This window comes from Sphaerisporangium viridialbum, from assembly GCF_049674955.1.
GTDB classification, from domain to species: Bacteria; Actinomycetota; Actinomycetes; order Streptosporangiales; family Streptosporangiaceae; genus Sphaerisporangium; species Sphaerisporangium viridialbum.
On the sequence record NZ_CP187232.1, the window covers coordinates 185080 to 198999 of the forward strand.

Here is a 13920-nt window from a genome sequence, read left to right on the forward strand (position 1 = left end):
GAGCCGGCCGCGCAGCCGGGCGATCAGCTCGTCGTCCACGCCGGGCCGCTCGGTGGCGTAGCCGCGTACGGAGCCGTGGTCGGCGACCCTCCAGTCGGCGAGTTGTGCGGCCGCTCGAACGCGATATGTCGGCTGGTCGATCCGCTACACGGGTTCCCGGCGGGTGTGGGTGGAGTCGCTGTGGTAGTCGGTGTAGGTGTAGGGGTTGTCGAGGATGGCGGTCTCGGGGACGTCAGGGTTCATTCCCTGGCGCCATGCCTCTTCTCCCATCGTCGTCCGCAGGTGTTCGACGGTCTGCTCGACCTCGCGGCGGGCGGCGGCGAGGTCGATGCCGAGCAGGCGGTGCTCGTGCTTGACGACGCGGCCGTTGACCAGCACGGTGTGCACGTCGCCCCGCTGCGCCTGGAAGGCGATGTGGCCGTAGGGGTTGAGCAGCGGGAACGACACGGGTGAGTGCTCGTTCTTGACGAGGACGATGTCGGCCTTCCGGCCCGCTTCCAGGGTGCCGAGGTCGCCGTCGCGGCCGATGGCGCGCGCGCCGCCGCGGGTGGCCCAGTCGACGACCTGGTCGGCGCGCAGACGGCAGTGCGTGACGGTCTCGCCCTTGCCGTGGGCCTCCAGGTGCTCGCGGGAGCGGTCGGCGCCGAGCGTGGTGCGCATGGCCGAGAACAGGTCGCCGCTCCACCAGACGCTGGTGTCCATCGACAGTGACACCGGGATGCCGTGCGCGCGGATGGCCCAGGTGGGCGGGTAGCCCTGACCGGCGCTCTGCTCGCTTTCCGTGGAGACCGAGACGGAGCCGCCGGTGGCGGCGATGCGGTGGTAGGAGTCCGCCGACAGCGAGGCGGCGTGCACGTACACCGTCTCGGGCGTCATGAAGCCGTGGTCGTACATCAGCCGGATGCCGTCGTCACCGGTGGCGCCCCACACCCCGGCGTGCGTGGTGACCGGGACGCCGAGCTCACGGGCGACCTCGAAGGCGGGCTTCTCCGGGAAGGCCGGGTCGCCGGTGACGTCGAAGGCGATCTGGAAGCCGAGCATGTCGTCCCCGGTGATCCGCCGCCGGACGAAGTCCCGGAACTCGGGCGCGGCGGTCCATTCGGCGGGCGCCTGCTGGATGTTGCCGTACGCCAGCACGAACCGGCCGGGCACCGACCGCAGCGCGTCGACGGCGGCGTCGGCGTGGTCGACCGTCTGCAGGCCGTGCGACCAGTCGACGACGGTCGTGACGCCCGCGTCGATGGCCTCGATGGCGGCCAGCACGTTGCCGGCGTGGACGTCCTCGGGGCGGAAGAGCTTGCCGTGCTCCAGGTAGTACCAGACGAAGTACTGCGTCAGGGTCCAGTCGGCACCATAGCCGCGCATGGCCGTCTGCCACATGTGCCGGTGGGTGTCGATCATTCCGGGCATCACGATGCCGTCGGTCGCGTCGATCTCGGCGGTGCCCTCCGGCACGGGGAGTCCGGGCCCGACGGCCGCGATCCGGTCGCCGACGACCAGGACGTCGGTGCCGGTGAGCACCGTGCGCAAGTCGTCCATCGGCAGCACCGTGCCGCCGCGCAGCACCACTGGCCGGCCGGGCTTGAACCGGGACCGTTCGCTCATCACCAGGACTCCTCACCACGCGCGGATCCCGGACCGCCTGTCCGGACGCATGTCCGCTTTTCGGGCAACACGTTCTCCGTACTGTCGCTGCCGCCGCTTCCGCTGTCAACCGATCCTTTCCGCACTGCCTCTCACTTGACGCTCATCGTCGATCTGCCAGAATCCGTAGTGACGGACATCTGTCCATTGGGCGGACGATCGAGGGAGTTGGATGTCAGTGAGCGTCGCACCGCCGCGCGAGGGCACCGGCGGGCCGCTGTCGGGGGTGCTGGTGGCGGACTTCTCCCGCGTGCTGGCCGGGCCGTACGCCACGATGCTGATGGCCGACCTGGGCGCGGAGGTCGTGAAGGTCGAGGGCCCGCAGGGCGATGACACCCGGTCGTGGACGCCCCCGGTGCGCGGCGAGGTGTCGACCTACTACCTGGGCGTCAACCGCGGCAAGCGCTCGATCGCGCTGAACCTCCGGGACGAGACCGACGCCCGGCTGGCTCGGGAGCTGGCGCGCCGGGCGGACGTGGTGGTGGAGAACTTCAGGCCCGGCGGGCTCGCCAAATACGGCCTCGACTACGACAGCGTCAGCGCGTCCAACCCGGGCGTGGTCTACGGCTCGATCAGTGGCTTCGGGTCGGAGGAGGGCAGGAACGTACCCGGATACGACCTGATGGTGCAGGCCATCTCGGGCCTGATGAGCCTGACCGGGGACCCGGAGGGGCCGCCGTACCGGGCAGGGATCTCGGTGTTCGACGTGATGGCCGGCAACCACGCCGTGATCGGCATCCTGGCCGCGCTGCGCCATCGGGACGCGACCGGTCAGGGGCAGCACGTCGAGGTGAACCTGTTGTCGTCGGCGCTGACCGGGCTGGTCAACCACAGCTCCGCCTACGTCGCAGGTGGGGTGGTGCCCTTCCGGATGGGCAACGCGCATCCCAGCGTGTTCCCCTACGAGCCGCTGCCGACCGCGGACAACGACCTGATCGTCACCGCCGCCAACGACGGCCAGTTCCGCAGGCTGTGCGAGGTGCTGGGCATTCCCGAGATCGCCGACGATCCGCGGTTCGCCCGCAACGCCGGCCGCACCGAGCACCGCGAGGAGCTGCGTCCCATCCTGGTGGAACAACTCGCGAAGCGCGGCGCGGTCGAGTGGTTCGAGCTGCTGGTGGAGGCCGGTGTGCCCAGCGGCCCGATCAACACCGTCGACGGCGGGTTCGCCATGGCCGAGCGCTTCGGCCTGGACCCGATCGTGCAGGTCGGCGAGGGCGACCGTACGGTGCCGACGACACGGCACCCGATCAGGTTCTCGCGGACCCCGGCCGGCTATCGGCTGCCGCCGCCCGAACTGGACGAGCACGGCTCCGCGCTGCGCGAGTGGCTCGCGGAGGAGGACGACCGTGGCTGAGCGCGTCGACCGGCCCGAGTACCCGACGGCGCTCGGCGCGTCCAGCCTCGAAAAGATCACCCTGCTCGGCCACGACCTGGCCAAGGACGTCATGGGTGAGGTCGGGTTCGGCGAGCTGGCGTTCTGGCTGGCGATCCAGCGGCGACCCGGACGCGGCGAGGTGCGGGTGTTCGAGGCCGTGCTCGCGGCGCTGGCCGATCACGGCTTCACCCCGACCGCGATCGTCACCCGCCTCACCTACCTGTCGGCCCCCGACTCGGTACAGGGCGCGCTCGCGGCGGGCCTGCTGGGCGGCGGATCCAGGTTCCTCGGCGTCACAGAGGACACCGGCCGCTTCCTGCACGACGTGCTGACCTCGGTGGACGGCCTGCCTGCCGACGAGGACGGCTGGGACGCACTCGCCCTGGAGACCGTACGGGCGCGGCGTGCGGCGAAGCGGTTCGTCCCCGGGCTCGGCCACCATGTGCACAAGCAGGGCGACCCGCGCACTCCCCGGTTGATGGAGATCGCCACCGAGGAGGGGCTGTTCGGGCCGCACCTGTCGCTGTTCGCCGCCATCGGCAGGGTGCATCCCCAGGTGCTCGGCCGGACGCTGCCGCTCAACGGGGCCGGGGTGTGCGGCGCGGCGCTGGCCGACCTCGGCCTGCCGCTGGAACTGCTGCGCGGATTCGCCCTGCTCGCCCGGACCGCCGGGCTGATCGGGCAGCTCGCCGAGGAACTGCGCAACCCGGTAGGCAACGACATCTTCCTCTCGGTGGACCTGAACAACCGGTCCGTCGAGCCCGAGCCGTACACACCCGAAGACCGTCCCTGACCTCGCCTGTCCAGACAAGGAGACCCGATGGCCGAACTGGTCGCGGTGATCGCTTCCACCCACCACCCCTTCTACTACCGTGCGAGCACCTCGACCGGTGCAGACCGCCCGGAGTTCGGCGACGAGTGGGTGCGCAAGGTCGAGGCGTTCCGCGAGACCCTGACCAGGGCACGTCCCGACGTGCTGGTGATGGTCGGCTCGGACCACTTCCACCAGCTGTGGCTGGACAACATGCCGCAGTTCCTCGTCGGCAAGGCCCCGTTCTACGACGCGAACTTCTACAACGAGGAACGCGAGTTCGGGCTGCCGCGCATGCTGCTCACCGGCCAGGAGGACCTGTCGGCCCACGTGCTGCGCGAGGGGCTGGACGCGGGGTTCGACCTGGCGTTCTCCAACGAGCTGCGGATCGACCACTCGATCACGTGCCCGATCATCACCCTGCGCCCGCAGAACGACCTGCCCATCGTGCCCGTCTACACCAACATCTTCGCCCCGCCGCTGCCGCGGCCCAAGCGCTTCGTCCAACTTGGGAAGACGATCAGGGAACTGGTGGAGTCCTGGCCGTCGGACAAGAGGGTCGCCGTCATCGGCACCGGTCACCTGTCGCTGGAGCTGGGCGGGCCCCGGCAGTTCGGCCCGCACGGACCGGACCCGGAGTTCGACAGGCGCGCCGTGGAGTGGATCTCAACCGGCGACATCGAGGGTTGCCTGTCGGAGGTGACGCTGGACAGCCTGCACGCTCCCGGCAACGCCACCCACGGGTTCATGGACTTCATGCTGATGATGGGCGTCGCGGGGGAGGGGATGAAGGCCGACTACGTCGACACTTACGACCTCTTCCACACGATGGAGGCATATTTCACCTGGTATCCGAACGGAGCCGGCCAGTGAGCAAGTACCTGCTGAACAAGTTCCTGTTCACCGTGGACCGCGACCCCGAGCTGGTCGAGCGGTACCGAGACGACCCTCGGGGCACCGTGGCGTGGTGGGAGGCCGAGCAGGCCAACCGCATCCTCAACTGCGTCGGTGGCGAGTCGAGCACCTGGCTGCGCTTCGACGACACCGAACGCGCCGCCCTCGCCGAGCACGACTACCCCAGGCTGTTCGAGCTCGGGGCGCATCCGTTCCTCACCCTGACCCTGTTCATCGCGATGTTCGAACGCGACTACGACGAGCCCCTCGGTTTCCAGCGCGAGTACGCTCAGCGGCTCGGGCACTTCGCGCTTCCGTACCCCGACATCGCCACCTGAGCCCGTGCGCGGAAGCTCCCGGCCGGTGGGTCAGCCCGGACGGACGGTCAGGACGCGGCCGTCCGGGTCACGTGGGGCACCGTCTCCAGCCGGGCGAAGTCGGCGCTGATCTCGCCGGCGGTCTGCAGCAGCGGCGGAAGATGCTCCTCCAGCAACCGTTCCAGTGAGGTCTCCGCGGCATGGCTGTTGACGTTGATCCCGGCGATGACCTGGCCGGATCCGTCGCGCAGCGGCGCGGCGACCGAGCGGATGCCGGGCGCGAGCTGCTCGTCGGTCAGCGCCCAGCCGCGAGCGCGGACCTCTCGGAGCTCGGCGTCGCGCTCCTCGCGGCCGAGCCGCCGCCGAGGTTCGATGCCGGAGCGGGACGGCTCGGCCAGCACGCGGTCCAGCTCCTCAGGGGACAGCGCGGCCAGGCAGACCTTGCCCAGCGAGGTCGCCTGCGCGGGGAACCGCGTACCGATCTGCACGGCCAGGCCCACGATCTTGGGCAGCGCCACCCGGGCCACGTACACGATGTCGGAGCCGTCGAGCTGGGCGATCGAGCACGACTCGCCGGTACGGGACACGAGCCTTTCCAGGTGCGGGCGGGCGACGTCCCACAACCCCATCGAGCGCACGTACGCCACGCCCAGGTCGAGCACCCGGGGGGTCAGCGCGAACCCGCCCTCGCGTGAGCGCACGTAGCCCAGCTCCTGGAGGGTGAGCAGGATACGCCGGGCGGTCGGCCGTGCCAGGCCGGCCTCCGTGGCCACCTGGGTCAGCGACATCACCGGCCGATGGGGTTGGAAGGCGGTGATGACCTCCAGCCCTCGGGCCAGCGCTTCGATGAAATCCGGCCCGACGCCGTCCCGCGGCATTCGCCGACTCCTCGCAGTCTGCTCTAGAAACGTCCGGCATCCGGACAGACCGCTTGAGTGTATGACATAGTTGTCAACCAGTCCATCTGTCCACGTGGCATGGCATGACGCGGAGGTCGCCAAGCCGAGTGGTGGCTGTAAAACACTGGTGGCGGCCCATCTCCGATCGCCAAGCGGACAGTCGGCCGCTGAACGACACTCCGGGCCCTCCACCGGCTGTGTCCACACCTGTGGAGATCGGATTCGAACCTGTGTACGAGTCTGTGGATACTGTGGATAACTCCTCCGCCGAGTTCACCCGAGCATGCGAGCGAAGGCGTCGAAGGCCGCTCCCGACCGTCCGGGAGCGGCCTTCGGGTCGGCCACTAGCGGCCTTGTAGTGCCTTGACGTTGTCGCCGAAGGTCCAGTTCTTCGATCCATCCCAGTTGATGGACCAGGTCATCAGACCCTTGAGGCTGCCGCTGAAGCTGTTCCAGCTCTGGGACACCAGGGAGGGCGCCATGTAGCCGCCTCCGGCTCCGCTCTGAGCGGGCAGACCGGGGACCTGCTTGTCATAGGGAACCTTGATCGTCGTGCCCTGGATGACCAGGCCGTTGTTCAAGCAGGTGGTCTGGGCGGTGAACCCCTGAACAGTGCCCGCGGAGTAGGAGTCACCGGAGCAGCCGTACATGCTTCCGTTGTAGTACTGCATGTTCAGCCACCAGAGGCGGCCGTTGTCGGCGTACTTCTTGATGATCGGCAGGTACGCCCCCCAGATCGAGCCGTAGGTGACGCTGCCCCCGGTGACGTACGCCGTCTCGGGTGCCATGGTCAGGCCGAAGTTGGACGGCATCTGGGCGAGCACGCCGTCGATGATGCGGATGAGATTGGCCTGGGAGGCGGAGAGCTGGTTGATGTTGCCGCTGCCGCTGAGGCCGGTCTCGATGTCGATGTCGATGCCATCGAAGTTGTACCGCTTGAGGATCGGCACGACGGTGGCGACGAAGCGGTCGGCGACGGTGCTGGAGCTCAGGTCGATTCCGGCGGTCGCTCCGCCGATGGACATCAGGATCGTCATGCCGGCGGCCTTGGCCTGGCACATCTCGGCCGGGGTGGCGACCTTGACGGTGGAGTCCATGCCGTCTTCCCACAGGACGGTTCCGTCGGAGCGGATGACCGGGAACGCCGCGTTGATCACGTTGTAGCCGTGGGCCTTGATGCGGGAGTCGGTGATCGGAATCCAGCCGAGCGGCGGGTGCACACCGTTCGACGCGCCGTCCCAGTTCTCCCAGTAGCCCTGAAGGACCTTGCCCGTCGGCCTCGACTTCACCGCGCACGTGCCACCCGTGGGCGTAGGAGTGGGCGTCGGGGTAGGCGTCACAGTCGGAGTGGGAGTCGGAGTGGGCGTGGGAGTCGGGGTGACAGTGGGCGTGGGTGTGGGGGTGCTCGACGGGGGGGTTCCGGGCCCGTCGAAGCTGACGTCATCGGCGTAATAGGTGCCCTGCCCGTACCACCCGTGCAGGTAGACCACGGCGGTGGTCTGGCCGGCCGCGGTGGTGAAGGAGACAGAGAGCTGCGTGTACGTCGCTGATGAGGTCCAGGTGGACCCGCCGCCGTTCACGCCGAGGTAGACGTAGTTGCCGCGCACCCAGGCGGTCAAGGTGTAGGCGGTGCTCGGCTTGACGGTCATCGACTGGGTGCACTGGGCGTTGTCGGAGGCACTCGCCGCGCCGGCGAGTGCCTTCGTGCCGGAGTGGACCGGGGAGCCGACCACCGAACCCAGCCCACCGGTGCAGGTCCAGGGCGAGAGGGATCCGGTCTCGAAGCCCGGATTCGCGAGGAGGTTGGCGGCCTGAGCCGACGTCTGCGTGACAAGGACGCCTATGACCGCCAGCAATAACGAGACTGCCAGCACCAGCAGGCGGGGGGTTCGTTTCATGGGGGGGTACAACCCTTCTATCGCCCGGGTGTGGGGGGTCACCGGGCATCGACGGCGGGCGGAGGGTGCGGCTGTCCCGGAACGCCGACTCCACCCGGAGCCTTGACGAGGGTCGCGGTCGGAATGCCGTCCTGGCGGCCTCGGCGGGCAGGACGTGAGGAGTGGGCGACTGGGTTCGTTAGGGGCGGATGAGTCGCGTCTGTGGAACCTCACAGTTCTTATAGGAAAGTTTCCTAAGAGTTGACGTGATCGTAGCCCCGACTTCAATGCCGTACAAGGCCCAAACAGGACGTCCACCCGGTGCGCGAAGCATCGGTCCCAGAAGCGAAGGGGAGGGACGCGGATCCGCGTCCCTCCCCTTCTACCCGCCAGGTCGGCGGAATTTACCCGCCAGGTCGGCGGACGCTCGCGGGCGGTAGCTCGGCCCCACGTCGCGGTGACGAAAGGATCAACCCGCACCGGCCATTACGGCTCCGGTGGTCGACCCGGGCGACGAAGCGCACGACCTCCGGTTATTTCTCTCGCTGGATGATGATGACGGGGATCACCCTGGCGGTCTTCTTCTGGTAGCCGGCGTACATGGGAAAGACCGACACCATCAACTCCCACAGCCGAGGCTTCTCCTCGTCGTCGGCGGTGCGGACTTGTGCGGCGAACTTCTCCGAGCCGACCTGCACGCTGACTTCAGGGCACTCGAGCAGGTTGAGGTACCAGGCGGGGTGGTCGTCGGCGCCACCGTTCGAGGCCACGATCAGGTAGTCGTCGCCGTCGCGCCCATAGATCAACGCTGTACGGCGCAGCTTTCCCGACTTCCTTCCCCTCGTCGTGAGCAGGAGCGAGTCGTACCCGTTGTAACTGTGCCCGTCCTGGCCGTCGGATTCGACGTAGCGCTTGATGTGCTTGGCCACCCAGCCTGTGGGGCTGTCCACGACTTCATCGGGCTCTGGCGTTGTCAACGATCCTCCCGGCACTTGATCATTCGCACTCTCGCTCACGCTATCGGCGAGCAGGTCGCCACGGTCAAGTCCAGAGCGCCTGCCGTCGATCGCGACCGTGGCCCGCAAGGCCAACATGTGGAGATTATTCGAACCTGTGTACTACAGGACCACGAGCTTGTCACGTTAGTGCTGTGGCCCCACCGTCCACGGCCGGAGCTTCTCGGGGTTGCGTACCGCCCAGATGTGCTTGATCCGGTCGCCTGCGACATCGAACGCCATCACCACCACGGTGACGCCATCTTGCTGAGCCACCAGACCGGGCTGACCGTTGACCCTGCGCTCCAGGATCGTCAGGTCGGGTACCCTGCCGACGATATCGAGGGCGTAGCGCGCGACCTGCTCGCCGCCTTCGATGGGGCGGAGCACGGCGCTGACGAGGCCGCCGCCGTCGGCGATCCCCGTGGCGTCGGGGTCGAGGAGGCCGATGAGGGCGTCGATGTCCTTGGCTTCCCATGCCTGCTTGAAGTCCCTGACGATGCCGGCCTGCTGGGCTGCCGGAGCCGTGGGAGCCCGCGACGCGCGGATGCGACGGCGGGCCGAGGAGGCCAGCTGGCGGCATGCCGCCGGGGTACGGCCGACGATCTCGGCCACTTCGGCGAAGGAGTGACAGAAGACATCGTGCAGGATGAACGCGACGCGCTCGGCCGGGGTCATCGATTCGAGCACGACGAGGAAGGCCATGTTGATCGACTCGTCGAGGGTGACCTGGTCGGCCGGGTCGACCGTGGTGCCACCCGGCCGCCCGCTGATCCACTCCGGACGATCGGGCAGCGGCTCGGGGATCCATTCGCCCACGTAGCGCTCCCGCCGGGCCCGTGCCGAGCCGAGCAGGTCGAGGCAGACGCGACTGGCGACCTTCGTCAGCCAGGCGCCGGGGGATTCGATGGCTTCCTGCTGCTGCCGGGACATGGCGTACCAGCGGGCGTAGGTCTCCTGTACGACATCCTCGGCATCGGCCAGGGAGCCGAGGAGCCGGTACGCGAGATTGATCAGCTGACGCCGCTCGCTCGTGATCGCGCTCAGGCTCGGATCGGGCCGGCCGTGTTCTGGCTCGGATCGGGTGGTCATGGTGTCGCCGACTCCCTTGGTCGCAGCTGTCCTCACCAGTTCGACGAGACATCGCACCGAACTGTGAGGTTGGCGCGTCGCCTCACATTCCCGGCGGTTGTGTCGTCGGACTACTGAGACACCATCCAGCACGCAGGAAAGCTCAGCGACCTGGCCGGTATGCGGATCGCCGTCGAAAACCCGCGTCGGAACGCGTGATCGTCCCCGCGGTCGGCCACTTCGTGATGGAGGACCAAGCCCACCAGGTCGCAAGCCTCAAAACAGCGCTGAGATTTAGAAGGGAAGACCTCGCAATGTCCATGCCCACGACGACCAAGCAGGACGACCTCCAGTCGCGTCTGCCCGACCCGCTCCAGTTCTTCCCCGAGATGGCAGCAATCTCCGGAGCCATGTCCAAGGCCACCCGGAACGGTTCGATTCCGCAGACCACCATCAGCGTGGTGCAGCTCCGCGCCGGGCAGATCGTCGGCAGCACGTACCACACCGTCCGACAGACCGGCGACCTCCGCAAGGCCGGAGAAACAGAGGAGCGCATCACCGCCGTGGCGTCATGGCAGGACGCCCCCTACTTCACCGACGCCGAACGGGTCGCACTGGAGCTCGTGGAGGCCGTCCTCACCCCGAACCCGTCCGGGGAGCGCGTCCCCGACGAGCTGTATGCCAAGGCATCCGCCCACTACGACGACAAGGCGCTCTGGACGCTCACCCTGGCGATCAGCCAGATCTGCTTCTTCATCCCCGTCGCTCTCATCGGCAAGCCGATCCCCGGTAAGGCCCCCGGGAAGAATTACAGCAAGTAACGCCCAACAGGCTCAGGATGAGGACGGCAACCGCGGCTCACGCGCTGAGCACGGCCGGCTCCTGAGCTTGCTCTTTAACCAAAATCTTGGGCGTATGCCATGCCGATGGTGACGTATCCGCGTATAGCGGATTGCGTCTTGAAAGCCACGGTGTGTCGCCATGGCCACCGTCTCATCTTCACTCGGTATCGACATGGAGCGAGGAGAGGCGGTGGCCGTGGCATCCATCCCGGCACGCGCGTCAGCGCGTCGCCTCACATTCCCGGCGGTTGTGTCGTCGGACTACTGAGGCACCAGATCGTCGTCGTCTTCACCCGTCCCGCAGCAGTCAAGGAGGCACCCATGTTCTTGCGTGTCGCGATCACCCTGCAGACCTTGGCCCTCTTCGCCGCGCCGATCACCGCCGGACTGTTGTTGTCCTCGCCCGACGGACGGGCATCGCACAGTGTTTCGGCGTACGGGGTGTTCGCCGCGGCGCTGTTGCACCTGGTCACCGCGATCTTGGTGTGGCGGCCGGGCGGCGGCTCGCCCAGGGCCATCCTGTACGCGGTCGGATTCTTCGGGCTCACGCTGGCGCAGATAGCGCTCGGCATCGCGCACGTGAAGACCGTGCACGTCCCATTGGGCGCGTTGATGTTCGGCATGAGCGTCCTTCAACTTGGCCGGGTCTGGGCCGGCCGCCGCACTCACGTGGCCGCCGCTGCATGACGGTGACCCGGCGTCAGGCTCTGGGCCTGTTCGGCATCCGGGTGGGCGGCGATGCCGACCCGGCCGCCGGCCGTTCCGGCCGGCCCTCATTCGGGTCTTGTGGCGATGTCATCCTGATGTTACGTTGCCGCAATCGAATCAGTTCGATCCGAGAGGCCGATCATGGCGGCAACGATCGCTGACGTGGCGAAGCACGCGGGGGTCTCGCGCAGCACCGTCTCCTACGTGCTCAGCGGCAACCGGTCGATCTCCCCCGAGACGATCAAACGTGTCGAGCGCAGCATCCGAGAGCTCAACTTCCGGCCGCACGCGGGCGCCCAGTCGATCAGGACCCGCAGGTCGGGCGTGATCGCGATGGCGCTGCCGCTGGTCCACGGACCGCACAACCAGGTGCAGATGCCGTACGTGTGGGCCGCCCTGTCCGCCGCGCAGGACGCCGGGCTGAAGCTGCTGATGATCACCGACGACAACGGCGAGAAGGCGATCCGCGACGCGGTCGCCAGCGCGCTGGTGGACGGGGTGATGCTGATGGAGGTCCAGCAGCGCGACCCGCGGGTGGAGTTGCTGGGCTCGCTGAAGTGCCCGGCCGTCCTGGTGGGCACGCCCGACGACGCGGCGGGGCTGCCCCTCGTGGACTTCGACTTCACGTTGTCCGGCCGGCTCTGCGCCGAGCACCTGCTCGACCTCGGGCACACGAACCTGGGCTTCCTCGGGCAGCCGCCCGAGACGTACGCCCGCGGGGGCGCCTACGCGGCGCACGCCCGCGACGGGGCGGTGGAGGCGATCGAGAGCCGGGGCGCGACGGCGGCCTGGCAGCCGTGCGAGCCCTCGCCGGACGGGGTGGACGCCGCGCTCACCGCGCTCTTCGCCGCGAACCCGGACACGAGTGGCCTGATCGTCTACAACGAGTGGGCGCTGCCGCTGGTGGTCGACCGGCTCACCCGCATGGGCCGGCGCGTGCCGCGGGACATCTCCCTCGTCGCGATCTGCTCTGCCGACGAGGTCGGGCGCCTCGCCCAGCCCGTGACCTCGCTGACGCTGCCCGTCGAGAACCTGGCCCGCACGGCCGTGCAACGCCTGGCCCGTCTGATCCGCGGCGAACCACAGCCGCCGGTCACCATGCTCGCACCAGAGCTGACCGTACGCCAAAGCACCCGCACCTATCGGCGCCCGAGGCGCACGCGAGCCTGACCCTGCGCGCCGCCCTCTCCTGAGCCGCCCGCAGCCACAATCGAATCAGTTCGAAAGGCCCTGACCATGCCATACACAGCACTCCCCCGTACCGGACGCAGGGCGCTGGCCGCCGGCGTCACCGTCGCCGCCACCCTCGCGATCGGCGGCTGTGGCGGCGGCGCCGCGCCCGCCGCGGACACCGGCACATTGACGGAGATCGACTACTACGAGGCCGCGCCGCAGAACACCAAGCTGCCGGAGATCCTCGCGGCGTGCGGCCGGGAGACCGGGGTGAAGATCGAGCACCAGCAGGTGCCGCGGACCCAGTTCATCCCCAAGCTGCTCCAGCAGGCGTCCTCGCGGTCGCTCCCCGACCTGGCCCTGATCGACAACCCGGACCTGGCCCAGCTCGCCGCGACCGGCGGCCTGGCGTCGCTGTCGGAGGCCGGGCTGAGCACCGAGGGGCTGTTCCCCTCGATCGTGGACGCGGGGCAGTACCAGGGCCAGACGTACGGCATCGCCCCCGGAGTGAACGGCCTGGCCCTCTACTACAACAAGAAGCTGTTCGGCGAGGCGGGCCTGCAACCACCGAAGACCTGGGACGAGCTGACGGTGGCCGCCGGGAAGCTGACCAAGGGCAAGCGGTACGGCATCGCGTTTTCGGCGGTCGGCACCGAGGAGGGCAGCTTCCAGTTCGAGCCCTTCTTCTGGACGGCGGGGGCGAGCCTTAAGCAGCTCGACTCCCCGCAGGCGGTCCAGGCGCTGACGCTGTGGAAGGACCTGGTCGACTCCAGATCGGCCTCCAAGTCGGTGGTCACCTGGACCCAGGCCGACATCAACGACCAGTTCATGGCCGGGAACGCGGCGATGATGGTGAACGGCCCGTGGCAGCTGCCGACGCTGAACCAGAAGAAGGACCTCGAGTTCGGCATCGTCCCGATCCCCATCCCCTCGCCGTCCGCCAAGCCGGTGACGCCGCTGGGCGGCGAGGTGTGGACGGTCGGCCGCAGCACCCCCGAACGGGAGAAGAAGGCCCTCGCGGTGCTGAAGTGCCTGCTCAGCCAGGACAAGAGCCTGGAGTGGTCGACCGCCGCCGGCTACATCCCGAGCAACCGCGCCGCGGCCGGCCAGCTCGCCGCGCGCGACCCGCAGCTCGCGCCGTTCGCCGAGGAGGTGGCCACCGCGCTGGCCCGCACCGCCGAGCTGGGGACGGACTACCCGCGGGTCAGCGAGGCGCTGTTCAACGCGATCCAGCAGTGCCTGGCCGGCGGCAAGTCGCCGCAGGAGGCGCTGAGCGCGGCGCAGGCCGCGGTCAAGTAGGGACTCGCCGTG

14 protein-coding genes are annotated in these 13920 nt (G+C 68.6%); 9 read left to right on the top strand and 5 right to left on the bottom strand.

The annotated features are described in order from the left end of the window. Positions 1–144: 144 nt before the first annotated feature. Positions 145–1605, bottom strand: a complete 1461-nt coding sequence (locus ACOZ38_RS00880; RefSeq protein WP_424527985.1) for an amidohydrolase family protein — start codon at positions 1603–1605, stop codon at positions 145–147. A gap of 217 nt (positions 1606–1822) precedes the next feature. On the opposite strand from ACOZ38_RS00880, the gene ACOZ38_RS00885 reads away from it, so the two are divergent. Genes ACOZ38_RS00885 through ACOZ38_RS00900 form a run of 4 tightly spaced genes read left to right on the top strand, consistent with a single transcriptional unit; the run spans position 1823 to position 5065 of the window. Continuing rightward, positions 1823–3001 carry a CaiB/BaiF CoA transferase family protein gene (locus ACOZ38_RS00885; protein ID WP_424527987.1) on the top strand — a complete coding sequence of 393 codons (1179 nt, stop codon included), beginning with the start codon at positions 1823–1825 and terminating at the stop codon, positions 2999–3001. Beyond that, a complete protein-coding gene (locus ACOZ38_RS00890) occupies positions 2994–3815 on the top strand; it encodes a citryl-CoA lyase (protein ID WP_424527989.1) in 822 nt (273 codons plus the stop codon). The genes ACOZ38_RS00885 and ACOZ38_RS00890 overlap by 8 nt, the downstream gene beginning before the upstream one ends. Before the next feature lie 27 nt (positions 3816–3842). Beyond that, positions 3843–4706 carry an extradiol ring-cleavage dioxygenase gene (locus tag ACOZ38_RS00895; protein ID WP_424527991.1) on the top strand — a complete coding sequence of 288 codons (864 nt, stop codon included), beginning with the start codon at positions 3843–3845 and terminating at the stop codon, positions 4704–4706. Further along, positions 4703–5065, top strand: a complete 363-nt coding sequence (locus ACOZ38_RS00900) for a hypothetical protein (RefSeq protein WP_424527993.1) — start codon at positions 4703–4705, stop codon at positions 5063–5065. Before ACOZ38_RS00895 ends, ACOZ38_RS00900 begins: the two co-directional genes overlap by 4 nt. Before the next feature lie 47 nt (positions 5066–5112). On the opposite strand, the gene ACOZ38_RS00905 is transcribed toward ACOZ38_RS00900, so the two are convergent. The 4 genes from ACOZ38_RS00905 to sigJ all read right to left on the bottom strand — a co-directional run bounded on the left by ACOZ38_RS00905 (position 5113) and on the right by sigJ (position 9907). Next, complete coding sequence (locus tag ACOZ38_RS00905; RefSeq protein ID WP_424527995.1) at positions 5113–5922, bottom strand: IclR family transcriptional regulator domain-containing protein; 810 nt, start codon at positions 5920–5922, stop codon at positions 5113–5115. A gap of 365 nt (positions 5923–6287) precedes the next feature. Next, positions 6288–7841 (bottom strand): glycosyl hydrolase family 18 protein, encoded by a 1554-nt coding sequence (locus ACOZ38_RS00910; RefSeq protein ID WP_424527997.1) that lies wholly within the window; start codon positions 7839–7841, stop codon positions 6288–6290. Between the two features lie 512 nt (positions 7842–8353). Further along, positions 8354–8770: a nitroreductase family deazaflavin-dependent oxidoreductase gene (locus ACOZ38_RS00915; protein WP_424527999.1), complete on the bottom strand. Its 417-nt coding sequence runs from the start codon at positions 8768–8770 to the stop codon at positions 8354–8356. A 192-nt stretch (positions 8771–8962) separates the two neighbouring features. Beyond that, positions 8963–9907 (bottom strand): RNA polymerase sigma factor SigJ, encoded by a 945-nt coding sequence (sigJ, locus tag ACOZ38_RS00920; protein WP_424528001.1) that lies wholly within the window; start codon positions 9905–9907, stop codon positions 8963–8965. A gap of 293 nt (positions 9908–10200) precedes the next feature. Here sigJ and ACOZ38_RS00925 point away from each other — a divergent pair, with 293 nt between their 5' ends. From ACOZ38_RS00925 to ACOZ38_RS00945, 5 genes are all read left to right on the top strand, one after another. Next, on the top strand, positions 10201–10707 hold the full coding sequence (locus ACOZ38_RS00925; RefSeq protein WP_424528003.1) for a carboxymuconolactone decarboxylase family protein: 507 nt from the start codon (positions 10201–10203) through the stop codon (positions 10705–10707). Positions 10708–11049: 342 nt separating this feature from the next. After that, a complete protein-coding gene (locus ACOZ38_RS00930; protein WP_424528005.1) occupies positions 11050–11415 on the top strand; it encodes a hypothetical protein in 366 nt (121 codons plus the stop codon). Next, positions 11412–11597: a hypothetical protein gene (locus tag ACOZ38_RS00935; protein WP_424528007.1), complete on the top strand. Its 186-nt coding sequence runs from the start codon at positions 11412–11414 to the stop codon at positions 11595–11597. Before ACOZ38_RS00930 ends, ACOZ38_RS00935 begins: the two co-directional genes overlap by 4 nt. A gap of 1 nt (position 11598) precedes the next feature. Further along, the gene (locus ACOZ38_RS00940) at positions 11599–12606 is read left to right on the top strand and encodes a LacI family DNA-binding transcriptional regulator (protein ID WP_424528009.1); all 1008 of its coding nucleotides are present in this window, start codon (positions 11599–11601) and stop codon (positions 12604–12606) included. A gap of 66 nt (positions 12607–12672) precedes the next feature. Beyond that, on the top strand, positions 12673–13908 hold the full coding sequence (locus ACOZ38_RS00945; RefSeq protein WP_424528011.1) for a sugar ABC transporter substrate-binding protein: 1236 nt from the start codon (positions 12673–12675) through the stop codon (positions 13906–13908). Positions 13909–13920 lie beyond the last annotated feature (12 nt).